The sequence below is a fragment of the Streptomyces sp. NPDC053432 genome (assembly GCF_055585365.1).
In genome coordinates, this window is sequence record NZ_JBVJKF010000011.1 from 167,088 (window position 1) to 189,918 (window position 22,831).

18 protein-coding genes are annotated in these 22,831 nt (G+C 72.0%); 9 read left to right on the forward strand and 9 right to left on the reverse strand.

What is annotated here, in order from left to right; translation table 11 throughout:
* Positions 1-344: 344 nt before the first annotated feature.
* Both ACZ6Y1_RS20025 and ACZ6Y1_RS20030 read right to left on the reverse strand, forming a co-directional pair.
* Complete coding sequence (locus ACZ6Y1_RS20025) at positions 345-1,076, reverse strand: hypothetical protein (RefSeq protein ID WP_469631148.1); 732 nt, start codon at positions 1,074-1,076, stop codon at positions 345-347.
* A gap of 1,168 nt (positions 1,077-2,244) precedes the next feature.
* Positions 2,245-4,173: a helix-turn-helix domain-containing protein gene (locus tag ACZ6Y1_RS20030; protein WP_469631151.1), complete on the reverse strand. Its 1,929-nt coding sequence runs from the start codon at positions 4,171-4,173 to the stop codon at positions 2,245-2,247.
* Between the two features lie 626 nt (positions 4,174-4,799).
* Here ACZ6Y1_RS20030 and ACZ6Y1_RS20035 point away from each other — a divergent pair.
* Positions 4,800-5,279 (forward strand): helix-turn-helix domain-containing protein, encoded by a 480-nt coding sequence (locus ACZ6Y1_RS20035; RefSeq protein WP_469631154.1) that lies wholly within the window; start codon positions 4,800-4,802, stop codon positions 5,277-5,279.
* Between the two features lie 3 nt (positions 5,280-5,282).
* Complete coding sequence (locus tag ACZ6Y1_RS20040) at positions 5,283-6,053, forward strand: hypothetical protein (protein WP_469631157.1); 771 nt, start codon at positions 5,283-5,285, stop codon at positions 6,051-6,053.
* Between the two features lie 170 nt (positions 6,054-6,223).
* Here ACZ6Y1_RS20040 and ACZ6Y1_RS20045 read toward each other — a convergent pair whose 3' ends face one another.
* Entirely contained in the window at positions 6,224-7,414 is a 1,191-nt protein-coding gene (locus ACZ6Y1_RS20045) for a cytochrome P450 family protein (RefSeq protein ID WP_469631161.1), read from the reverse strand.
* A 141-nt stretch (positions 7,415-7,555) separates the two neighbouring features.
* A complete protein-coding gene (locus tag ACZ6Y1_RS20050; RefSeq protein WP_469631164.1) occupies positions 7,556-8,095 on the reverse strand; it encodes a hypothetical protein in 540 nt (179 codons plus the stop codon).
* Between the two features lie 239 nt (positions 8,096-8,334).
* On the opposite strand from ACZ6Y1_RS20050, the gene ACZ6Y1_RS20055 reads away from it, so the two are divergent.
* Positions 8,335-9,378, forward strand: a complete 1,044-nt coding sequence (locus ACZ6Y1_RS20055) for an SGNH/GDSL hydrolase family protein (RefSeq protein ID WP_469631167.1) — start codon at positions 8,335-8,337, stop codon at positions 9,376-9,378.
* Positions 9,379-9,491: 113 nt separating this feature from the next.
* Here ACZ6Y1_RS20055 and ACZ6Y1_RS20060 read toward each other — a convergent pair whose 3' ends face one another.
* The 3 genes from ACZ6Y1_RS20060 to ACZ6Y1_RS20070 form a co-directional block, all read right to left on the reverse strand.
* A complete protein-coding gene (locus ACZ6Y1_RS20060) occupies positions 9,492-9,968 on the reverse strand; it encodes an MSMEG_6728 family protein (RefSeq protein WP_469631170.1) in 477 nt (158 codons plus the stop codon).
* A 186-nt stretch (positions 9,969-10,154) separates the two neighbouring features.
* Positions 10,155-10,562, reverse strand: a complete 408-nt coding sequence (locus ACZ6Y1_RS20065; protein WP_469631173.1) for an STAS domain-containing protein — start codon at positions 10,560-10,562, stop codon at positions 10,155-10,157.
* A gap of 13 nt (positions 10,563-10,575) precedes the next feature.
* Positions 10,576-11,013 (reverse strand): AsnC family transcriptional regulator, encoded by a 438-nt coding sequence (locus ACZ6Y1_RS20070; protein ID WP_469631176.1) that lies wholly within the window; start codon positions 11,011-11,013, stop codon positions 10,576-10,578.
* A gap of 225 nt (positions 11,014-11,238) precedes the next feature.
* On the opposite strand from ACZ6Y1_RS20070, the gene ACZ6Y1_RS20075 reads away from it, so the two are divergent.
* Complete coding sequence (locus ACZ6Y1_RS20075) at positions 11,239-14,034, forward strand: heavy metal translocating P-type ATPase (RefSeq protein WP_469631179.1); 2,796 nt, start codon at positions 11,239-11,241, stop codon at positions 14,032-14,034.
* Between the two features lie 28 nt (positions 14,035-14,062).
* Here the strand turns inward: ACZ6Y1_RS20075 and ACZ6Y1_RS20080 are convergent, their stop codons facing one another.
* Positions 14,063-14,485, reverse strand: coding sequence for a DUF6223 family protein (locus ACZ6Y1_RS20080; RefSeq protein ID WP_469631182.1), 423 nt, complete (start codon positions 14,483-14,485; stop codon positions 14,063-14,065).
* Positions 14,486-14,705: 220 nt separating this feature from the next.
* On the opposite strand from ACZ6Y1_RS20080, the gene ACZ6Y1_RS20085 reads away from it, so the two are divergent.
* The 5 genes from ACZ6Y1_RS20085 (at position 14,706) to ACZ6Y1_RS20105 (ending at position 22,309) form a co-directional block, all read left to right on the forward strand.
* Positions 14,706-15,833, forward strand: a complete 1,128-nt coding sequence (locus ACZ6Y1_RS20085; RefSeq protein ID WP_469631185.1) for a sensor histidine kinase — start codon at positions 14,706-14,708, stop codon at positions 15,831-15,833.
* On the forward strand, positions 15,830-16,492 hold the full coding sequence (locus tag ACZ6Y1_RS20090) for a response regulator (RefSeq protein ID WP_469631188.1): 663 nt from the start codon (positions 15,830-15,832) through the stop codon (positions 16,490-16,492). The genes ACZ6Y1_RS20085 and ACZ6Y1_RS20090 overlap by 4 nt, the downstream gene beginning before the upstream one ends.
* Before the next feature lie 130 nt (positions 16,493-16,622).
* Positions 16,623-17,897, forward strand: a complete 1,275-nt coding sequence (locus tag ACZ6Y1_RS20095; RefSeq protein WP_469631191.1) for an APC family permease — start codon at positions 16,623-16,625, stop codon at positions 17,895-17,897.
* A 177-nt stretch (positions 17,898-18,074) separates the two neighbouring features.
* The gene (locus ACZ6Y1_RS20100) at positions 18,075-20,243 is read left to right on the forward strand and encodes a choice-of-anchor A family protein (RefSeq protein WP_469631194.1); all 2,169 of its coding nucleotides are present in this window, start codon (positions 18,075-18,077) and stop codon (positions 20,241-20,243) included.
* 677 nt (positions 20,244-20,920) lie between these two features.
* Entirely contained in the window at positions 20,921-22,309 is a 1,389-nt protein-coding gene (locus ACZ6Y1_RS20105) for an 8-oxoguanine deaminase (protein ID WP_469631196.1), read from the forward strand.
* Between the two features lie 79 nt (positions 22,310-22,388).
* On the opposite strand, the gene ACZ6Y1_RS20110 is transcribed toward ACZ6Y1_RS20105, so the two are convergent.
* The gene (locus ACZ6Y1_RS20110; RefSeq protein ID WP_469631199.1) at positions 22,389-22,805 is read right to left on the reverse strand and encodes a VOC family protein; all 417 of its coding nucleotides are present in this window, start codon (positions 22,803-22,805) and stop codon (positions 22,389-22,391) included.
* Positions 22,806-22,831 lie beyond the last annotated feature (26 nt).

Here is a 22,831-nt window from a genome sequence, read left to right on the forward strand (position 1 = left end):
TCCGAGACGCAAAGGGTGCAGGGGCCAACGACCCCTGACCCTTGACGAGGGCCGCTCCGAGTGCGTGGCACCGCACCGGTGGACGCCTCAGAATCACCCGCCCGCGACATTCGAGGACTCCACTCGGGTCGGCGGCAGGCCTTCGCGGGGCCGGGGCCGCCGCGGGTCGGCTCCAGGTCGTCTCTTCAGGATCCTGCCGGTCAAGCCCGCGTCGTCCGGTGCCGTGCATCGGCGCCTTGGCGGAGCGGCCTTGTGCTGGACGTACTCGGGCGCTCCGGCAAGGCGGCGAGGTGCGGTGCGGCGCGGGCCAGGCAAGATCCGGAAGAGACGGCCTGGTCCCGTCGTCAGGCCTGGGCTTCCCATGCGGACATCAGGCCGTCCAGCCACGCGGGCGGCAGCTCCGCCGCGTTCCACTCCTCCCGCAGCGCCGGCGCCGCGGCGAGGAGCCGCTCCAGCACGGCGATGCTCGTCACGGAGTGGAGAAGCGAATAGCGGCCGTGCACGGTGATGGCGCTGCCCGGTCCGAACGCGTCGAAGAGCCGCGCCAGCCGGGCGCCGTAGACCGCGGCGAACTCCGTCAGCCGTCCCGGGTACCCGGCCCGCTCCCGCGGGGTCATGGTGGCGAGGACGGCGACGAGCACCTCCTCGGTCACCTCCGGATCCAGGTCGGAGGCCTCGGTGAACGACAGGTACAGCGGTGTGAGCGCCACCCGCGCCCGCTCCACCTCCATACGGCCGACCCGCTGAGGCTCGCCCGCCGGGCCCCGCTCCCCGCCCGCCCCGACGGCCCGGACCAAGGACCGCTCGGCAACCGCGCCCAGGCCCTTCAGGATTTCCGCCGCACCGTCGCGCCGGCCCTCCCCGTACGCGCCGCCTCCGTCCCCCGGCGCGCTGCGGGCGCCGCCGCTCAGTTCCGTGTGCGCAAGGGCCAGCGCACCCGCCTCGACCAGCCCGATCAGTTGCCACGCGTCATCGGAGCCGACTCCCGCCCGCGCGAGGAGCTGCACCAGCGTCGTCCTCGCGTTGTCGGTACTGACCTCGTCCGGCCAGTGCCGTCCCTCATCGGCCGCTCCCATCGAAGCCTCCTCTTCTCCACCCGTGCGTGCGCGCCGCTTCCTCGTCCTCTGCAATGATCAACGTACGGTGGCCGAGCCGTGCTCCCGGACGCGTTCGGCGGGACGGTAACAGGTGGTCCGGCCAGGATTTCCCGACGGGGACTGCGAGCGGCGGTCCGGCTGTGCCGGGTGCTCGTCCGGGACCCGGTCCGCCACCTGGGCGTCGACGCGCGGGTCGGGGCGGAAGCCTGGTTCGCACGGTAGGCGGGTGATCCGGTGGGAGCGGTTGGAACCGCTCCCACCGGATCACCCGCCTACCGGTGTACGCGACGACCAGGTCGCCGCAAGCATCGCCTTCGCCCTCACGAGCGCGCTCGTGTGCCGTACACCCCCGTGGTCCGGCACTGCGCGATGTCTCGTTCCCCGGTCGTCCAGACCTTCGAATGCGGGATCCGGCCGCGCTTGCATCCACAACGCTATGCATGCGCAGAAAGACCCACCACTGCACAGGTGCACAAACCAAGCGGTACGACCTGAGGGTTCTGCACCACTCGCGGGGCGCATGCCACAGAAATGCACATGCCGCGGCTTCGGCTTTGCGGAACTGCACATCGGGCCTTTTCCCCTCACGCCGCTCCGGGCCCCGCACCGCTTTTCAGCCACTTCATTCAATTCGCAACGCGCCGAAACACGCAGAAGTAAGGGGAAATCCGCGGGCGCCACTTTTTTACGGTCAGTTCGAGACGATTTTCAGCCACACATGGCTCCCGTGTCCACACTACGGAGCCAGGAGATACACCACAGCAACCTCGCGCACGAATCCCCCAGTGGCCGAATCCCATCGACCCCACCGTCACCTCTTCACCGTCGACGACGAGAATGGCGAGGCCTCCACACAACCCTCACATCGGATCTGCGCGATGCCCGCCGAAGATGAAACCGCCAACAATTCGAACGGTCGGCAGAAAAGCCCTTGCAACGCCCTGGCGGGCGGGAGCATACGCCCGCTCCACCGCCACGGTCCTGCGTTTTCGGAGAAATCCCGGGCGGCTCTTCCGAACCATTGGCCAACGCCATCCCCGGCCTACGGAAAGGATCAATACCGAGCCGCGTCAGCTCTGCGGCGCGCCGCCCGGCCCGGGGCCTGTTTTCCGTGGACGCGCCGGCTCCGGGCCCTGCGGCTCCCGGCTCAGGCAGCCGCGCACAGTTCGCGCGACGCCTCGGGGAGTCGGGGCGCACCCGTCATCAGGTGCAGCGCGAACAGCAGGTCGCGCATGCCCGTCAGCGAGGACAGGTCACGGGACAGGTGTCCCTCCAGCGCCCTGATGTGTGAACGCACCGTGGCCTCCGAGAGGCCCAGTTCGCGCGCGGTCGTCTCCAGGTGCGCGTCGGACGTGAGCCAGACCGTCGCCGTGGCGAGCAGCCCACGCCTGTCCTCAACGGCAGATCTGAGCAGCGATTCGGCCCAGGCGCGGATCTGCGGCCCATCGAGCAGCCCCCGAAGGGTGGGCGCAGCGGTTTCCGGACTCCCGGCGGGTGGCTGGGGCAGCTCCCGGTGGGTGACGAGTTCGAGCGCCAGGCCGACGGTGACGCGGTCGGCCAGAGTCGCGAAGTCCATGTGCAGCAGTTCGGCGGCGCGTGCGACCCGCCGCGTGACGGTGTTGCGGTGCAGGTCCAGGCGGCGGGCGGCCACGGTGTAGGGGTAGGCGAGGGCGGTGGGAAGGGTCTCCCGGAGCAGTTCCCACTGCGTTTCGGTCTCCATGAGGGGGTGCAGGAGCCGACGGGCCCACACCTGCGCCTCGTGTGCCGGAAGCAGGCTGAGCAGGTCGGTGTCCTGCACCGAGAGGGCCACCGAGTCCGGCTGGTGCAGGGCGAACCGCTGGGCGGTGGTCGCTTCGTGGAGGGCGTGGGCGAGCAGGGACATGGAGTAGACCCCGCTGCCGCCCAGCGATGCTCCGGCACCGACCGCGGAGACCAGGTGGGTGAGTTCGAGGGCCACCCTGTCGTCCGCCTCCCCGCCCCGGACCGGGTGGATCACCAGGATCCGGTCGTGGCGGCGCCAGTCCGCGACGACCAGGGCGCGGCTGCCCGCGATGGACTCGCAGCGGCTCATGGCGGCGTCCCGTCGGGTGGGCGAGATCTCGACGACGAAGACGCGGGCCGTCTCGGGGTCGAGCAGCCCCGGCGCGAGGTTCCTCATGACCCGGCGGGCCTTGGAGACCTCACCGTCCAGCAGGAGCTCCACGGCGGCGTTGCGCGCGGCCCGGGAGGCGTCCGATGCCGCCCGGTATTCACGGCGCGCCTGGTCCACCAGCCCCAGGAGCTTGGCGGCATGGCGCAACAGCCGCAGATCCGCGTCGTCGAAGGGCGTACGCCGGGCCACGGCGAGGACGGTGTCCGCGGTGGAGGACGGCCCCAGGGAGATGAGCTGGGTGTGCGGACCCGAACGGGCGTCAGGGGTGTTGCCGTCCACGGACTGGCGGATGATGGCCTGCGCGAGTTCCTCGGCGGCCGTGGCCGGCGACGCGACCAGGACGCGGTCCGGTTCGCTGACCAGCACCTGGACGTCGAGGGCCCCGGCGAGCCAGTCGGCGATGCGCTGCATCGCCCGGTGGTCGGCGAGCCGCGCCGGGAGTTCCTGTACGAGTGAGGCGAGTTGGGTGGCCCGGCGCTCGGCGAACGTGAGCCGGAACTGCTGGATGCCCTCGTGCACCCCCTGCCACTGCTCCACCGGCGCGGTGGTGGCGAGGAGGGGGATGCCCAGCCTCTCGGCCAGGTCGACGACGGACTGGGGGTACGGCTGGCGGGAACTGGGCTGCGCGCTGACGATCAGTCCGGCGCTGCGGTCACGGCTCATGCGCTGGAGCAGTACCTCGAGCACCGTGGTGATGCGGCCGCGCAGCCGGAAGGGGGCCGAGCCCGTGATCAGGACCAGGACGCCGCCGGCCAGCGTGGCCGGTGCCCCTTCCTCCAGGAGCTTTTCCGGGGTCACGGAGAAGACGCCCGTGACCTCTGTCGCCTGGGCGGCGACGCTGCACCGGCTGACGAGTGTCAGTTCGAGTTCGGGGTTGCGGGAGGGCAGTGTGCCCAGGGTGGGCAGTGCGCCCAGGGTTGGCATCGAGCGCTCCTCGAAGCGGTCCGGAAGTTGTCGCGTACGGGGTGCCCGTGCCGCCTTCGAGGCCGGCATCAGCACCCCGGTCACGACCTCACGCCTGATCTCCCGCGAGCACGGGGCGCCCGTACGGAAGCGGCATCGCGCCTGCGCGACGCACTGTGCGGAAGGAGCGTTCGGGCGTGCTGGGCGGCGGCCGGAATCCCACCGCCGGAGGACGCGCCTCCCGCGCCATGGCTGCCGGCCTGCGGCCGTCGGCCCTGGATGCCAACTGCGGACTCAACTCTCCCCCTGTGTGGTGCAGCACCGAGCGGCAGGCGCGAACTGCCGGATGTACGGCCGCTTCCGGCCGGTCTCTCCGCCGTGTCCGGCTGCCGGGCCGCCACGGATCGAGGGCCGCCGCGGCAGCTCGATATTCCCTGGTCGCAGGCCTGACAGCCTGTACACGCACGCGGGTGCGCAAGGTTGCGTTCCTGATCGGGATCCTGCCTTGCACACCCCATCGTGTCAACTAAAGTACACAAGCACAGGGCAGGCAGAGCGAGAGACCGGTACGTGGTTGTGTGCATTCATCAGCGGGACCTCCTTGGGGCCGTGAGCGGCACCTCGCGCCCGAGGTGAGCAACAGCCGTTTGTCGATCGCGGACAAACTCAAGGCCCTCATGGCCGGCCGGCGAGGCCGTGGCCACACATCGCGGTCGCTCTCGGAGTCCGTCGACGCCCTGCCCGGCGGCCATCCGTCCGTTTCCTTCGCCACCATCGCCAAGATCGCCAACGGCTCCCAGGACAACCCGACCGTCGGCACGCTCCTGGCCCTGTGCGAAGCTCTGGGCGTCCCACCCGCTCACCTGCTCCCGCACGGCACCTATGACGATCTTGAGGCGCTCGAGGCGTTCGAGGACCCTCTCGCGCGACACGTCCTGGCGCTACTGCGCGGTCTCCCGCACAGTGAGCTGGCGGGCGTCATCACGGACTTGGAACGGCGAAGGGCCCAACTCGGCCTGGACGGGGTTCCGCGCAGTGCGGCCGAGACGCCGCCGAGCAAGCGCCGACGACGGCGGAGTACGGACGAGGCCGCGCGGTATGCGGCCGATTCACTGGAAGGGCTGTAGGCAGTGGACGGCATAGTCTTCGGGACGTGCACGGTGGCCGGTTTGCTGGTCACCGTGCTCTGCACGCGGAGGGCCCTGGGAAACCCGCGGATCTCCACATGGGCCATCGCCACGGCGTTCGGGGTGTGCACCGTGGGCGTCCTGTGCGCCGTCCCCGTGGTCGCGCAGGCCGCACAGGAGACCACCGGCGTCGCCAACTTCGGCAAACTCGTGGCCCACGTCTGCGCGATCCTGTGGTGTGCCGCACTGCAGATCACCATGGTGGACCTGGCCTACCGCCCCGAGTACGTGAGGTCGGCGATCTTCCAGCGCGGCTTCGCCGCCGCGGTCGAGCTGGCGATCATGGTGCCGCTCTTCCTGGCGACGAACGCACCCGACGTCGAGTTCACCACCGCCTACGTCGACGACCCGAAGATCGCGGCCTATCTGCTGCTCTACCTCTCCTACGTCATGATCACCTGCGGGGAGCTGGCGTTCATGTGCGGCAGGACGGCACGGCGCAACTGGGGGATCCGCCCCTGGAGCGGCGTCGGGTTCTCCCTGTCCGCCGTGGCGGCCGCCCTCGGACTGGCGTACGCACTGACCAAGGGGAGCTACATCATCTTCTTCACCCTCGACCACCCGTGGTCGCTGAAGGCCGAGGAGTTCATCAGCCCCACCCTGAGCGGCCTGGCGGTGCTCTTCCTCTTCGCGGGCCTGACGCTCCCCATGGTCGGCACCCTGCGTGAACGACTCCGCCAGAAGAAGGCTGTGGCTGCGGGCCAATACAGCTAGGGGTTCGGCCGGAGAGGTTTGCCGGGTCGCGGTGTCGCGCGAGCCCTGCCGTCGCCTCCGAGGCGGCGGCAGGGCCGTACTGTCGGGCGGGTTCGGACTCGTCACCGGCGGCCCGCCCCCAGTGACCTGACCCGCCACCGGCCGGTGACCCACCGGAAACCCCGCAGGGCTCAAGCCGATTCGAGCACCGCTCGGTACCGGACCGGCAGCTTCTCCAGGCCCCGCGCGCGCAGCGACCGGCGCCACCGGGGGGCCGGGTCCACCAGTTCCAGCGTGGGGTAGCGCTCCAGGAGGGCGGCCAGGGCGATCTCCGTCTCGGCGCGCGCCAGGGGTCCGCCGATGCAGTAGTGGATACCGTGCCCGAGCGCCAGGTGGCCGCTCGTGTCACGGTCGAAGTCCAGCGCCCCGGGGTGCGGGAAGCGTGCCGGGTCCCGGTTGGCGGCGGCGAGGGACAGGAGCACCGTCTCCCCCGCCGGAACGGTGACCCCGGCGATGGTGACGTCCTCGGTCGGGAACCTGCGGATCGCGAGGAGGGCGGGTCCCTCGAGCCGGGCGAGTTCGACGACCGCCGCCGGAAGCAGGGAAGGGTCCTTGCGGAGCCGGGCCAGGTGGTCCGGTTGCCGCAGGAGGGTGTGGACGGCGTTGCCGATGAGCTGGGCCGTGTTCTCGTAGCCGGCGAACAGGACGAGGAAGACCACCGACAGCAGTTCGTCCTCGCTCAGGCGGTCCCCGTCGGCGTCCCGGACGGCAATCAGATCGGACAGCAGGTCGTCGGCCGGTTCGCTGCGCTTGTGCGCCACGAGCCCGGTGAGGAAGCCGAGCATCGCCACCAGCGCCTCCTTCACGGCCGCCGGCCGGGCGGGGTCCGGCGCGACCAGGGCATCGGTCCAGCTGCGGAAGTCCACGCGACGCTCTTCAGGTATCCCCAACAAGTCACAGATCACGATGACCGGAAGCGCCACTGCGTACTCGGCCACCAGGTCCGCGGTCCCGGCCGGACCCAGCTTGTCGAGAAGGCGGTCGGCGGTCGTACGGATCGGTGCCCGCAACCGCTCCACCCGCCGTGAGGTGAAGGCCCGGCCCACCAGTCCACGGATCCGGGTGTGATCCGGAGCGTCCATGTTGAGCAGGTTGGCGTCCAGCGCCGGCGGGAGAGCGAAGCCGCGGTACGTCCCCTCCGCCGCATTCTTCTTGTCCAGGGAGAGCCTGGGATCGGCCAGCGCCTCACGGACGTCGTCGTAGCGCGTGACCAGCCACGCAGGAGTGCCATCGGTGCCCGTGATCCGGCACACGGGCGCAGTGTCCCGAAGCCGCTCGTAGACGGAATACGGGTGCTCGATCAGTTCGGCATGAAGATCCATGAGCCCACCCTAGAGCGCAGCGGCATCCCCGCCGCGCCCGCGGTCTTGCGTACGGCGCCGCCCCGGCCGACCACGCTGGGCGGCACGGGCACGACGGGGGGCCGCGCCGGTGCGACCGGCATGGAGGGCGCAGCCGGGAGGTCAGCATCCTTCCTCCTCGACCTCCAACGCTTGCCGCGCGAGGCCGATGAACTGGACGTGGGCGTCCCGGAAATCCCGGTAGGCAGCGTCGTAGTCGCGTCTCCGCTGTGGACCGCCGTCACCGACGAGCGCCTTCAGCAGCGGCTGCACCCGTCGCGCCATCTGCCGCACTTCCTCCGCCGCGGCGGAGACTTCGGCAGGACCGTCGAGCCGAACCTCATGGGTCGCCTTGTTCATCTTCCCGATGGCCGGGCCGATGCGCTCATACATCCGCGTCAGGAGCCGGTCCTTGGTCCCGCGGTCAGGCGCCGCGTCAACGTCGTCGATCTGCCAGGTGACTTCATTGAACGCGTGCGCGCAGTTCATCATTTCCAGGTAGGTGGATCGACGGCGGTCGCGCTGCTCACGAAGTGCCTGTGCCCTCGCGGTTGTTCGGGCCTGGGCCAGCGCCGCGCCCGAGGTCGCCCGTGCCGTGATGCAGCTGGCCCCGAGTGCCGTCAGCGCAGTGAGGATGCCGACCCACAGTCCGCTGTTCGCCATGATCGTGGAGTCTGCCACCGGGGGACCCGACGGGACAGACCGCATATCGGCCGTGCCTCCGACACAGAGGACGGCATGTGACGGCGCGAATGATCTGACCATTTACCTCCATCGAGGGTGGTAGGCCCGATTCGTCGCATGGGCAGGCCGACGACCTGGATGATCTTGGCCGAGGCGCCTTCCGCCCGCCCGGGAGCCACGTTCCGGCCCCGGGTTTCTTTGCTGACCCCGGAGGATCCATGCGACACCCTGTTTCCCGCCTGCGCACGCGGGCGTTGGCCGTCGGGCTCGTGCTGGCCGCGTCCGCCCTCGTGCCTTCCGGCACGGCCGGTGCGGCCGATCAGTACGAGTGGGCCGCGCTCGGCGACTCGTACACCGCCGGCGGCTTCGTCGGCGAGCCGCTGCCCGCGCTGGGCGATGCGTCGCGGGACGGCTGCGACCGCACTTCTGACGCATACCCCGGCCTGGTCGAGCGGGAGCTCGCGGAGTTCCCTCCGGGCAAGCCCGTCAACCTGACCAACGTCAGCTGCGGCAACGCCGCCATCGCCCACATCGCCAAGGACAACCAGACGCCGATCAGCCCGGTCCAGCCCCCCGCCGACGGCTGGCCCGCGGTGGACCCCCAGATCAAGCGGGCCAGCCTCAACGAGCAGACCGACATCGTCACCATCGGCGTGGGCGGCAACAGCCTGCCCTTCGGCGGCATGCTCCTCAAGTGCCTCGAACAGGGTGCGGCCAACAAGTCCTGCCGCGAGTACTACACCAACCCGCCCCAGGGCGAGGAGAACATCCAGGACAAGCTCGCCCGAGTCCAGGACGAGTACATCGAGATGCTGGCCCTGGTGCACCAGGCCGCACCCAACGGCAAGGTGATCACGGTCGGCTACCCGGCGGTCCTGCCGGAGGAAGCCGGCTCCTGCAACCGCCTCTCCCTCAACGAGCTCGGCTCGATCACGCACGCCGACGTCGACTGGCTGCGTGACGACGTCCTCAAGCAGCTGAACAGCACCATCAAGCGGGTCACCGAATTCTTCGGCGACCGCTACGTCGATGTCTACTCCTCCAGCGTGGGCCACGACGCCTGCCAGCCCGCCGAAGACAAGTGGGTGGAGGGCATCTGCGGCGACGCGGCGGACTACTGGCCCGCCGGGGTCCCCGGCACCCTGCTGAACTGCGCTCTCCTCGGCAAGCGCGCCACCCTGGTCCACCCCAACGCCGAAGGCCACGCCAACGCCGCCGCCCACGTCGAGCGAGCCATCCGCATCGCTCTCCTCGATCGCTGACCACGGAGCCCCCGCCCGGTCCCCTCGCCGCCCCGGCCGTCGTGCGCGGCGGGGCGGCGGGGCGGCCGTTCGCCAGGGGTTGCGGACGGTGGCTCCCGGCCGCCTCCGGGTGCTCACGCCGGCCGGGTGTCGCGGTCGGAGGCGGGCCAGACGTACGGCAGGTCGTCCGCCACGCGGGGGAAGTGCGGGCGGTAGAAGTCCGGGTCCTTGCGCACCAGGGCGGACTGGTGGCTGCGGTGGAAGTCCGGAGCGCCGAGCCACGGGGGCAGCTCGCCCTCCTCGGCCAGCCGCTCCTGCGTCCTGGGCTCCCCGCCCGGCAGCCACGACCGGAAGTCCCGCATGAGGGTGACGGCGCACGTGTCACCGCGTCCCTCGGCCGTCCAGGTCAGGCAGATGTCCAGTCCGTACCGTACGAGGGCCTCCTCGTACCCGGCCCACATGCGCACGGCCGGGTGCCGGCGCCACCCGTAGCCCGGGACGATCAGCCCGCGCAGCACCTGGAGCGCCTCGACGCGTTGCTTGCCCAGCCGCCGGACGTCGAGAACCGCCGCCGAGTCCTGGAACGACGGGTAGGGAAGGAACGTCTGCACCGGGTCACCTCGATCGTCCGCACCACGTGTCACGTCTCGCGCAGGACCCGGACGCTCATTCACGGCCATTTCAATGGACGACTTGCCGCCCGGGCTCGACCGACACGCGCTCGATCGACTGGACGAGTCCTCCGCCCGCCTCGTCGCGTCATCGGCGCGGGGCCACGGTGTCCGCGCGGGCGTCCGTCACCGCACCGTTCCTGGGAGAGAGCCGCCCGGCGGGACTGAAGTCACGGCCGGCCCGTAGCGCCTGGCCGTCACCTGCAGGTGTGGAGGGTGGACGGTCAGCAGACGCTCGGCGCCGGTGACGCTCAGCAGACGGGTGACCGGGCGGCTGAGTGCGGTGAGGACGACGGTCTTCCCGGTCTCCTGGGCCAGCTCGTCCAAGTCCAGCAGGACGTGCAGGCCCGAGCTGTCGCAGAAGGTGACGTCAGCCAGGTCGATGTCGAGACCGCCGCGGCTTGCGGACAGGGCCGCGGTGAGGGCTTCCCGCAGGCCGGCCGCATGGTCCACATCGATCTCGCCGCTCAACCGGGCCAGCACCCGGGGCCCCGATTCGAAGACCACGGCGACGCGTTCGGCATATGAGGTCATGGCCTTGCTCCCTTCACCGCCCCGATACGCGGGGAAAGGCCTGGCAGGACAGGGGTGCGGCCCGGTGACCGCCTGCGGCGCGCGGATCAGCCGCGCGGTCGCGCTCACGACGGTCACCGGCCGTGGGAGGGGCGCCGCCGGCCGGTCGGGCCGCCGGGCCCAGGCCGATCAGCAGCTGCAAGAGGTTGGCGATCTGATGGGCCCCCTCCGCCGGGTGGCGGAAAAGGGTCCCGGGGGTGACCGCGTAACGGTTGCGGCGGCCGTTCCGTACCCGGGTCAGGTACCCGGCGCTCTCCAGATCCGCGACGATGGCCTGGGCCGCCCGTTCAGTGATCCGGCAGGTCTCGGCCATGTCCCGCAACCGCGTCTCCGGATCCGCGAGGATCATCGCGAGGATCCGGGCGTGGTGCGTGACGAACGTCCAGCTGGTCCGAGGCTTCACCGGCTCCATACCCGAATTGTACGATTTGCGATTCCGGTTTCGGCAGCCCGGAATCCGCGATCGGGAACGCCCTGATCCGCGCCGGTCTCCTCGGCCAGCAGCCGCGACCAGCCACGCACTCGGGGTCGCGCCTCCCCGCCACCGGCGCGTCCCGCCGGTCGGCGGGGCCCTGCGCGGAGGGCCGGGAGCGGGCGCATGCTGGAAGGGACGGGCCGAACCGGGAGGCGAGGACCCATGGACTCCCTTGACGTGGTGGTCGTGGTGGCCGCGGTGGCCGTGATCGGCGGGTTGGGCTGGTACTTCTTCGGCCCCCGCCGGGCCGGATCCGCCCGGCTGGAGGACGGGGTGCAGCGGGTGGACGTGGTCGTGCGGGGCGGCTACAGCCCGAACCTGATCAAGGTCCGCCAGGGCACGCCGCTGGAGCTGGTCTTCGACCGCCAGGAGTCCGGGGAGTGCACCTCCCGGGTGGTGTTCCCGGACCTGCACGCGAGTGCCGGGCTGCCCGCACACACACGTACCACGGTGCGTCTGAACCCGGACCAACCGGGGACGTTCGGCTTCGCCTGCGGCATGAACATGATCCACGGCACCCTGCTCGTCGAACCGGACGGCCGGCCGGAAACCGCGTCACCGCCGCCACCGCCGGCGGCCGACCGGGCCGCCACCCCGTCGAGCGGCGCCCCGGCGACCCCAGCCTCGGCCTCGGCCGCCGTGGAGCGGTCGGCGGCCCAGGCCGAGGCCGCCGACGCCGCCGAGCGGCAGGCGGAGATCGCGGATCTGACCCGCAGGGTCGTGACCGGTGCGGTCCTCACCGCCCCGGTGCTGTTCGCGGTGATGGCGCACGAGCTCTTCGGGGCCGAGTGGATACCGGGATGGATGCTGAACCACTGGCTCCAGCTGGCCCTGATCACCCCGGTGATGGTCTACACCGGGTGGCCGGTCCACGTGACCGGCTGGCTCGCGCTGCGCCACCGCAGCGCCGACATGAACTCGCTCATCACCCTCGGCACCAGCGCCGCCTACGGCTACAGCCTCCTCGTCACCCTCGCCCCCGGCCTGCTGCCGGAGGACGTACGCGAGGTGTACTACGAGGCCGTCGGCGTCATCCTCACCCTCATCCTGCTCGGCAGGCTGCTGGAGGCCCGTGCGAAGGCCGGCACGGGCGAGGCCATCCGTTCCCTGCTCGGGCTCCAGGCCCGCACCGCGCGTGTCGTACGGGACGGGACCGAGAGCGAGATCCCCGTCGAGGACGTGGCCGTCGGCGACGAGATCGTGATCCGGCCGGGAGAGAAGATCCCGGTCGACGCCGAGGTACTGAGCGGATCCTCCGCGGTCGACGAATCGATGGTCACGGGCGAGCCGATGCCGGCCACCAAACGCGCCGGGGACACGGTCGTCGGCGCCACCGTCAACACCACCGGCTCCCTGCGCGTACGCGCCGCCAAAGTCGGCGCGGACACGATGCTCGCCCAGATCATCCGTCTCGTGCAGGCGGCGCAGGCGTCCAAGGCGCCCATCCAGCGTCTCGCGGACGCCGTCTCCGCCTACTTCGTGCCCGCTGTCATCGCCATCGCCGTCGCCACGTTCGCCGTCTGGTTCACCGTCGGGCCCGCCCCCGCCCTCACCCTGGCCCTGGTCTCGGCCGTCGCCGTGCTGATCATCGCCTGCCCCTGCGCACTCGGGCTGGCCACCCCCCTGTCGGTGATGGTCGGCACCGGCAAGGGAGCCCAGGCCGGCATCCTCATCCGCTCCGCCGAGGCCCTGGAGACCGCCCACAAGCTCGACACCGTCGTCCTCGACAAGACCGGCACCGTCACCGCCGGAAAGCCCGTCCTCACCGACGTCCACACCGCCGACGGCACCGACGAGGCCGAGCTGCTGCGCCTGGTGGCCGCGGCCGAGGAACCGAGCGAACACCCGCTCGGACAGGCCATCGTCGGCGGCGCCCGAGAACGCGGGATGACCGCGGCTTCCGCTTCCGCTTCCGTCTCCGGCTTCGACTCCGTCACCGGCCAGGGCGTCAGGGCGACCGTCGACGGCCACGCGGTCCTCGTGGGCACCGCCCGCCTCCTGGCCGGCGCCGGAATCGACACCGGCTCGCTGGGCGCGGAGGCGGCGCGCCTGTCGGCCGAGGGGAAGACGCCCGTGCTCGCCGGGATCGACGGCAGGCCGGCGGGGGTCCTGGCGGTGGCCGACACCGTCAAGGACGACTCCGCGGACGCCATCGCGGCCCTGCGACGCCTCGGCATCGAGGTGGTCATGCTCACCGGCGACAACGCGCGTACCGCCGCCGCGATCGCCGCCCAGGTCGGCATCGGCCGGGTGCTGGCCGAAGTACTGCCCGAGCACAAGGCCGACGAGATCCGCCGTCTCCAGGCTGAAGGCCGCACCGTCGGCATGGTCGGCGACGGCATCAACGACGCCCCCGCACTGGCCGCCGCCGACGTGGGCCTCGCGATCGGCACCGGGACCGACGTCGCCATCGAGGCCGCCGACATCACCCTGATCTCCGGTTCCCTCACCGGAGTCGTCACCGCCGTCAGCCTCTCCCGCGCCACCATGCGCAACATCAGGCAGAACCTGTTCTTCGCCCTCGTCTACAACGCCGTCGGCGTCCCCCTCGCCGCCGGCGTCCTCTACCCGCTGTGGGGCATCCGCCTGAGCCCGATCATCGCCGCCGGAGCGATGGCGCTGAGCTCCCTGTCCGTCGTGACCAACGCCTCCCGCCTGCGCCGGTGGAGCCCCGCTCCCCTGCCGCACGGCGCACCGGCGCGGGTTCAGCCCCGGGTCGAGACTCCGGCCGAGCACCCGAAATCCCCCAGCCGCCCCGTCACCGCGGGTACCGCACGCCGGGTCGTGGACCCCGTGTGCGGTATGCGGATCGACCCGGCGGACGCCGCGGAGCACCGCAGGACCGACACCGGCGAGTACTTCTTCTGCTCCGCCCACTGCGCGGCCGCCTTCGACGCCGACCCGGGCCGGTACACCGCCACACACGCCACACACGACGGCGCCCGCGAAAACCGGTGAGCCGGACGTGCGCTCGTGGACGCCGCGGTCAGCTGGCGCGGCGGTAGCGGGCTCGGGCCAACCCGCCGAGGACCGTGGCGAGCAGGCCCAGCACCAGGGCCCCGGCGCCCGCGACCACCCCGTTGCCGGTGCCGGGACCACCATCGGCGGTGGCCAGCACCAGCCCGCCGTTGACCAGGGCGATCAGCCCTGCCGCCAAGGCCACGACGGCCTTCCTCTCCCCGTTGCCCTCTCCGGTACGACGGGCGGAGCGGGTCAGGGCCAGCCTGCCGACGACCACGGCGGCCACCGCCAGCAGCGCGGCCGCGCTGGCCCAGATGCGATCGAAGGTCGGGCCGTAGACGGTGGCGGCGGCGGACTGGACCGAGGTGTGTGCCGACGCCGGTGCGGCGAGCCCGATACCCGCGATGGCGGCGGACGCGGCGGCGGTGGACAGGCGACGAACGGACATGGGAGGTGCTCCTTCTCTTGCTACGACTGGACGCAGTCCGAGCATGTCCGCCGGCCCCGCGCCGGTCGTCCTGCCGCGGCAGGCACTTGGCGCTGCCGCCGACGGCGCACCCGGCTGCCGCGGACGCGGCAGAAGCCGCGAAAGTACTGCGTACGCGGTAGTCGGCCGCTCATCCGTGAGCGGGACTCGCCCCAGGGCGGCATCCGGCTAGGGTGCGCGCATGAACAGAGGACGGTTCGGCCTCCCGGCCGGTGTCGAAGACTGGGCGGTCGCCGTAGGCGTGGCGGCGGCGCTGCTGGTCACCGGGCTGTCCGGGCAGCACTCCGCGACCGGCCTCCACCTGCTCGGGTACGTGCTGCTGGCGGCCGGCGGGCTGGCGCTGGCCGCGCGACGCCGGGCTCCGCTCCCGGTCCTGGCGGTCACCGGGCTGTGCGCGGTGGGTTACCAGGCGGCCGGTTTCGACGTGCCCGTCGTCGCGTACCTGTTCGCGGTGTACGCCGCAGTGCGGGCGGGACACCGCACCCTCACGGTGGCGGCGAGCGTGATCATGCTGGCGGCTCTCCCCCTCGCGGCCCTGGCCTCGGGCCTGCACAGCGCGGGTGAGGCGTTCGCGCAGGCCCGGGGTGCCCTCGAGATCGCCTGGCTGATCGCGGCCGGCGCCGCGGGCGAGGCTCTGCGGCAGGCGGAGCGGCGGGCGGAGGAGGCCGAGCGCACCCGGGAGGAGACCGCGATGCGCCGCGCCGACGAGGAACGGCTGCGCATCGCACGGGAGTTGCACGATTCGCTCACCCACCAGATCTCGGTGATCAAGGTGCAGGCCGAGGTCGCCGTCCACGTCGCCCGCAAGCGCGGCGAACGGGTGCCGGAGGCCCTTCTGGCGATCCAGGAGGCCGGACGTGAGGCGACCCGGGAGCTGCGCGCGACGCTGGAGGCGCTGCGCGACGACGACACGGCCCCGCCGCGCGGGCTCGACCACGTCCCGGAACTGGTGGAGCGGGCCCGTGCCATCGGCCTGGAGGCGACGCTGACGATCGAAGGCCGACGGCACGACGTACCGGCCGCGGTGGAACGCACCGTCTACCGCATCGTTCAGGAATCGCTCACCAACGTCGCCCGTCACGCGGACGCGGCCACGGCGTCGGTCCGGATCGACTGCCGTCCGGACGTCCTCGCCATACGCGTCGATGACGACGGCAAGGCCGCACCGGGCACCTCCCCGGCGCCCGGCGTCGGGCTGCTCGGCATGCGCGAACGCGTCACCGCCCTCGGCGGCCGGCTGCGCGCCGGACCGCGCGGCGAGGGCGGCTTCAGCGTCCAGGCCGAACTTCCCGTGGGTCAGACGTCGTGATCCGTGTCCTGCTGGTCGACGACCAGCCGCTCCTCCGCAGCGGATTCCGGGCGCTCCTCGACCTGGAGGACGACATCGAGGTGGTGGCCGAGGCCGCCGACGGCGACGAAGGGCTGGAGCTCGCCAGGCGGCACGTGCCCGACATCGCGCTCGTCGACATCCAGATGCCGGTCATGGACGGCATCGAGGCGACCCGGCGCATCGCGGCAGACCCGGCCCTGGCCGGGGTGCACGTCGTCATCCTCACCAACTACGGCCTGGACGAATACGTCTTCGACGCCCTGCGCGCCGGCGCCGCCGGATTCCTCGTCAAGGACATCGTGCCGGAGGACTTCCTGCACGCCGTCCGCGTTGCCGCGCGCGGTGACGCCCTGCTGGCGCCCTCGATCACCCGCAAGCTCATCCATCGGTACGTCAGCCGGCCGCTGCCCGCCACCACGGCACCGGCTCCGGGAGGGCTGACCGGCCGCGAACGCGAAGCCGTCGTACTCGTCGCGCAGGGCCTGTCGAACGACGAGATCGCGGACCGCATGGTGATCAGCCCGCTGACCGCGAAAACCCACGTGAACCGGGCCATGGCCAAGCTCCATGCCCGCGACCGTGCCCAGCTCGTGGTCTTCGCCTACGAATCCGGCCTGGTGACCGCGCGCAACGGCTGACGTCCACCCGCCCGAGCCCGGCCGCCGTCCCCGTGGCCGGACGAACGGCCGGGGTGTTCAACTCGATCCCTTATCGTGCCCGCGGACCGCGGAACCTGTCCGCGGGCGCATCCGTCAAGGAGAGACTCACTTGAGCAGCACGCCTTCCCCCGTCTCCGGGTTGCCGGACGAGCTCCACCGGCACCTCGGCGTACCGGACGCGGTGCTGATCGGGCTGGGGTCGATGATCGGCGCCGGGATCTTCGCCTCCCTGGCTCCGGCGGCCCGCGCTGCGGGCTCGGGCCTGCTGCTCGGCCTCGCTCTGGCGGCGGTCGTGGCCTACTGCAACGCCACCTCCTCGGCCCGGCTCGCCGCCCTCTACCCGGCCTCCGGCGGCACCTACGTCTACGGGCGGGAGCGCCTCGGCGAGTTCTGGGGCTACCTGGCCGGCTGGGCGTTCGTGGTGGGCAAGACCGCCTCCTGCGCGGCGATGGCCCTGACCGTCGGCAGCTACATCTGGCCCGGCCAGGCCCACGCGGTCGCGGTCGCCGCCGTGGTGGCCCTGACCGCGGTCAACTACGCCGGCGTCCAGAAGTCCGCCCTGCTCACGCGCATCTTCGTGGCCTTCGTCCTCGCGGTGCTCACCGCGGTCGTGATCGCCTGCCTCACCTCCGGCGCCGTGGATCCGGCCCGTCTGGACATCGGCACGGACGCGACCGCCGGGGGAGTCCTCCAGGCCGCGGGGCTGCTCTTCTTCGCGTTCGCCGGCTACGCCCGCATCGCCACCCTCGGCGAAGAGGTCCGCGACCCCGCCCGCACCATCCCCCGCGCCGTCCCGATCGCGCTCGGCATCACCCTCGTCGTCTACGCCGCCGTCGCCGTGTCCGTCCTGCTGGTCCTCGGCCCGGGCGGCCTCGCCGCGGCCGGGGCCCCGCTCACGGAAGCCGCGCGTGCGGCCGGCGCCGACTGGCTCGTCCCCGTCGTACGCGTCGGCGCCGCCGTCGCCGCCCTGGGCTCCCTGCTCGCCCTCATCCTCGGTGTTTCCCGCACCACCCTGGCCATGGCCCGCGACCACCACCTCCCCCACGCCCTCGCCGCGGTCCACCCGAAGTTCAAGGTCCCCCACCGTGCCGAACTCCTCGTCGGCGCCGTCGTCGCCGTAGCGGCCGCGACCACGGACGTGCGCGGCGCGATCGGCTTCTCCTCCTTCGGAGTCCTGGCGTACTACGCCGTCGCCAACGCCTCGGCATGGACCCTGAGCCCCTCCGAGGGCCGTCCGGCCCGGATCGTCCCCGCCCTCGGCCTCGTCGGCTGCCTCGTCCTGGCCTTCGCCCTGCCGCTGCCCTCCGTGATCACGGGTGCGGCCGTACTGCTCCTCGGCGCCGCCGCATACGGCATCCGCCGCACGACGGCCCTCCGGGATTAGGTACATGCACGCTCCCAGCCGAAGCCGGCCCGCTTCGCCCGCACGGAACGCCCGGCAAGTGAGTGATTGTCGTACCGGGATTCCGTAGCGGAGGAGTGTCCTCCGGCCGTCGTGCCTCACCGCGCCCACAGTCTGTCAGGGCATCAGCGTGAGCAGTGCCGTAACGGACGGAGCGTCATGTCAGCAGGAAACCGGGCCCTCGGGCTGGCCGTGGGGATCGTACTGGCCGCCGTCGGGTCGCCCACCGCCCTTGCCGCCGGGCACGGCGCCGGCCCGGCGGCCGCACACGCCCTGCGGGCCCCGCTGCCCAGCGGTCTGGGGCCGTGCATCCCCGGTACGGGACCCGGCGAAGCCTGTCCGCCGTTCTGGCCGGAACCCAACAACCTCCCCTTCACCGGCCGGGACAACAACATCAACGTCTTCGTCGGCGGCAACATGCTGGTCCGTCGCGGCGCCGCCGAGGCCGAGGGCAAGGTCGTCGTCCTCGGCGACTTCGACATGAACAAGAGCGCCGGCGGCAACGTCTACAACGTCGGCATCGCCGGAGTCGGCTCCCGGGTGCCCCCGTCGAACGGCTCTGACTTCCTGACCGCCGGGAACGACGTACGCGTGGCCTCGGGCCAGCGGCTGCTGGCCGACGGGGGCGTGATCCGCTACGGGGCGGCCCTGACCGGAACCGCGACCGGCACGCTCACCCACGACCCGGACGCGGCCGCCCCCTACACCGTCCTGCGGGACCGCCTCACCGCCGCGAGCGACTGCTACGCCGGCCAGGTGGCGACCGGTACCACCACGTGGACCCCTCAGGAGACCGTCTTCACCGGCAACGGAACCTCCCCGTTGCAGGTCTTCACCGTCTCCCGGGACCTGTCGGGCCCGGGCACGGCCCAGCAGACGATCCGCTTCGAGGGCGTTCCGGCCGGCGCCACCGTCCTCGTGAACGTGCTGGGCTCCTCCCCCACGGTCCGCGTCAACAACGTGCTCCTGCCCGCCGGGCTGCGCGAGCGGCTGCTGTGGAACTTCCCCGGCGCCGACACCGCCGAGATCGCGGGCTCGGCGCAGCTCGGCGGCAGCGTCCTGATCGGCCCCCGGACCTCCGTGGCCACCGTCTCCGTGATCGGCCTCAACGGCCGCTTCCTCACCGCCGGCAGCATGACGCACACCAGCCCGACCGAAACCACGGGTCTCGGAGCGGAATTCCACGCGTACCCCTTCAACGGCGACCTTCCCTCGTGCACGGCGGTGCCGCCCGTCACCGGGAACGTGTCCGTGGTCAAGCACGACGAGGACGGCAGCGCGCTGGCCGGGGCCGTCTTCGAGCTGTGGCGGGAGACGAACGGCACCGAGGGCCTCCAGACCGGCGGCCGGAGCCCCGACACCAAGGTGTCCGACTGCACCACCGGCTCCGACGGCCTGTGCAGCCGCGAGGAGGAGATCGGTACGTACTACTGGCGCGAGACCGCGGCGCCGCCCGGGTACCTGCTCCCCGACGAGCCGGTCCGCCGGCTGGAGCTGACGCGGGAGAACGCCGGAGCCGGGGTGAGCCTCACGGCGGTCAACCGCTGGCAGACGCCGCCGGTCCCCACCGGCGAGGTGGTGCTCACCAAACGGGACGAGGGCACCGGGGCGGTCCTCCCCGGAGCCCGCTTCGAACTGTGGCGGGAGACCAACGACGTGACGGGGCTGCAGAGCACGGGTGGGAACGCCGACACCCGGCTGTCCGCGGTCTGCGTGACCGACGGACGGGGCACCTGCCGGGTCAGCCTGCCGGTGCGGGAGACGTACTACTGGCGCGAGACCGGCCTTCCGGACGGGTACGAACCCTCCGGCAGTCCCGTCACGGTCTTCGAACTCGACGAGGCCGACACAGGACGGGAGAAGGCGGTCACGGTCACCAACCGGAAGCGGGAGTCGGACCGGCCCGGCTCGATCCGCGTCCTGAAGAAGGACGCCAAGAAGGACCGGCCCCTTCCCGGAGCCGTGTTCCGCCTCTGGAGGGAGACGAACGGCACGTCCGGCCTGCAGACCCGGGCCCCCGGCGCCGACACCCCCGTGGGTGACGAGTGCACCACCGACGAGCAGGGCGTCTGCGCATTCACCTCGCTCGACAACGGCCAGTACTACGTGGTCGAGACGCGTGTCCCCGACGGCTACGTCCTTGCGGGCGACCCCGTCACCGGTCCGCTGACGCTGGACGCCGCCACACCCGGCCACCAGGTCGCCGTCACCGTCCACAACCGGCGGGACAAGCACCACAAGGAGCACAAGCCCGACGGACACGTCAAGCCCGGGAAGCCCGGCCACCACGAGGGCCACGAGCCGGGCCACGAGAAGCCTGGGCACTGAACGGCCCCGGGGACGGTGGCGTGCTGCCGGAGCGCCTCCCGCTGGAGACCGGGAGGCGCTCCGGGCGCGCATGCAGGGACGTCGACCCCGGACAAAACGGGCACGAGGCCGGAGGCTATTGACGAACCAGACGGCAGTTCCTACGTTTGGGTGCGCCACGCACGAAATCACACTTTCGGATCGTGGAAACCATGGGGCGGGGCCTGTTCTCGCGGGCTCCGTCGGGTGGGCGACGAAACCGTCGCCCGCCAGGGTCGTCCCAACGCCACCGCGCTCCTCTCGCAGCCCGGTGAGCGCTCCCGGGCCCGAAGCCACCGGCAGGTGACTGGAAGGCCGAGAATGCACAGCCGGAGCGTGTTTCCGGAACCTTGGACGTCCCGACACGTCGCGGCCCGGCGCTCCGCCGCCGCCTGCCCCGACGAGTGGGACCGCGCCGCGTACGAGGACGGCATCGCCCGCACCGAGCACTGCGGGTCTTCCCATGGGCCGGGCCTGCTCCCGCCGCCGCGGCGGGTGGGCGGCGACGCCGTCGCCCTCCGGCACGTCGCGAAGAGGCGCGGTCGATCCGCCCCCGCCGAGCGGCTCCTCGCCTCCCCCTCAGCGGCGCGGCCGCAAACACGTTCACCGCACGTCATATCCGGACATCCGAGTCTCCGAAGCAGTAAGGACACGCCACCATGGCAACAGCAGCATCCGCTCAGCGCACCGTGATCGAGAACTGCGCGATCGCCACCGTCGACGCCCGGGACACCGAGTACGCCTCGGGCCATCTCGTCATCGCGGGCAACAGGATCGAGTCGGTCGGCCCGGGCAAGGCTCCCGAGGGGCTCACGGACGTGGTCCGGCGCATCGACGCCACGGGGCACCTCGTCACCCCGGGCCTGGTCAACACCCACCACCACTTCTACCAGTGGATCACCCGCGGCCTCGCGACCGACCACAACCTCTTCGACTGGCTCGTCGCCCTGTACCCCACCTGGGCGCGCATCGACGAGGCGATGGTGCACGCGGCCGCGCAGGGATCCCTCGCGATGATGGCCCGCGGCGGAGTGACGACCGCCATGGACCACCACTACGTCTTCCCGCAGGGCTCCGGCGACCTGTCCGGCGCCATCATCGGCGCCGCCCGCGACATGGGCGTCCGCTTCACCCTCGCCCGCGGCTCCATGGACCGCAGCGAGAAGGACGGCGGCCTGCCGCCGGACTTCGCGGTCGAGACGCTGGACGGTGCCCTCGCCGCCACCGAGGAGACCGTCAGGAAGCACCACGACGCGTCCTTCGACGCGATGACCCGGATCGCGGTCGCCCCCTGCTCCCCGTTCTCCGTCTCGACCGAACTGCTCAGCCAGGGAGCCGAACTCGCCCGCCGCCTCGGAGTGCGGATGCACACCCACGGTTCGGAGACCGTGGAGGAGGAGAAGTTCTGCCACGAGCTGTTCGGCATGGGCCCCACCGACTACTTCGAATCGACGGGCTGGCTCGGCGAGGACGTGTGGATGGCGCACTGCGTCCACATGAACGACTCCGACATCGAAGCCTTCGCGCGCACTCGGACCGGAGTGGCGCACTGTCCCTCCTCCAACGCGCGCCTCGCCGCCGGCATCGCCCGCGTCCCCGACATGCTCAAGGCCGGCGTGCCGGTCGGCCTCGGTGTCGACGGCACCGCCTCCAACGAGTCGGGCGAACTCCACACCGAGCTGCGCAACGCGCTGCTCATCAACCGCCTCGGCGCCCATCGCGAGGCCGCACTCAACGCGCGCCAGGCCCTGCGCCTCGCCACCTACGGCGGTGCGCAGGTTCTCGGCCGCGCCGACGGCGTCGGCTCCCTGGAGCCGGGCAAGCTCGCCGACCTGGTGCTGTGGAAGCTCGACACCCTCGCACACGCCTCCATCGCCGACCCTGTCATCGCCCTCGTCCTCGGCGCGGCGGCCCTGGTCACCGCGTCGTTCGTCAACGGGCGTCAGATCGTCGAGAACGGGCGGCTGCTGACCGTCGACGAGGACGCGATCGCGCGGTCCACCAGGGACGAGGCCCAGCGCCTCGCCCGCACCGCCGCCGAGGGCTGAACCGCCGTACGGGGCCGTGGACCGGAAGAGTCCACGGCCCCGCGCGGGCCGGCCGCTCCCGCCGGCGCCACGCACGGACTCAGGACGGGCGTCCCGCCCCTCCGGGAAGCGTGGCGGGTGGAGCGGCGGCCAGGACGAAGGAGTGCCCCGCCGGATCGCTGAGGCGGCGTACCGGGCGCGGGCCGTCCTCGACGCTCGTGTCGACCGGACGGGCTCCCAGGGAGACGGCTTCCCGTTCGGCCTGGTCGAGGTCGTCCGCCGCAACCTGGATGCGCAGGTGGGCCTGGAGCGCGTCCTCCGGCCTGGGCCAGCTCGGCGGTGCGTAACCCGCGTCTCGGCGGAAGGCGAGCCTGCTGCCCGACGGGACGAACACCTCCACCTCGTCCGGCGTCGGTCCGGGCCGTACCTCCGCGTCGAGCAGGGCGGCGTAGAACCGGGCGAGCGTCTCGGGTTCGGCGCAGTCCAGGGCCAGTACGGGCGTCTTGTCTACGGTCATGGCGCGCGCATACCCGCGGCGCCGAA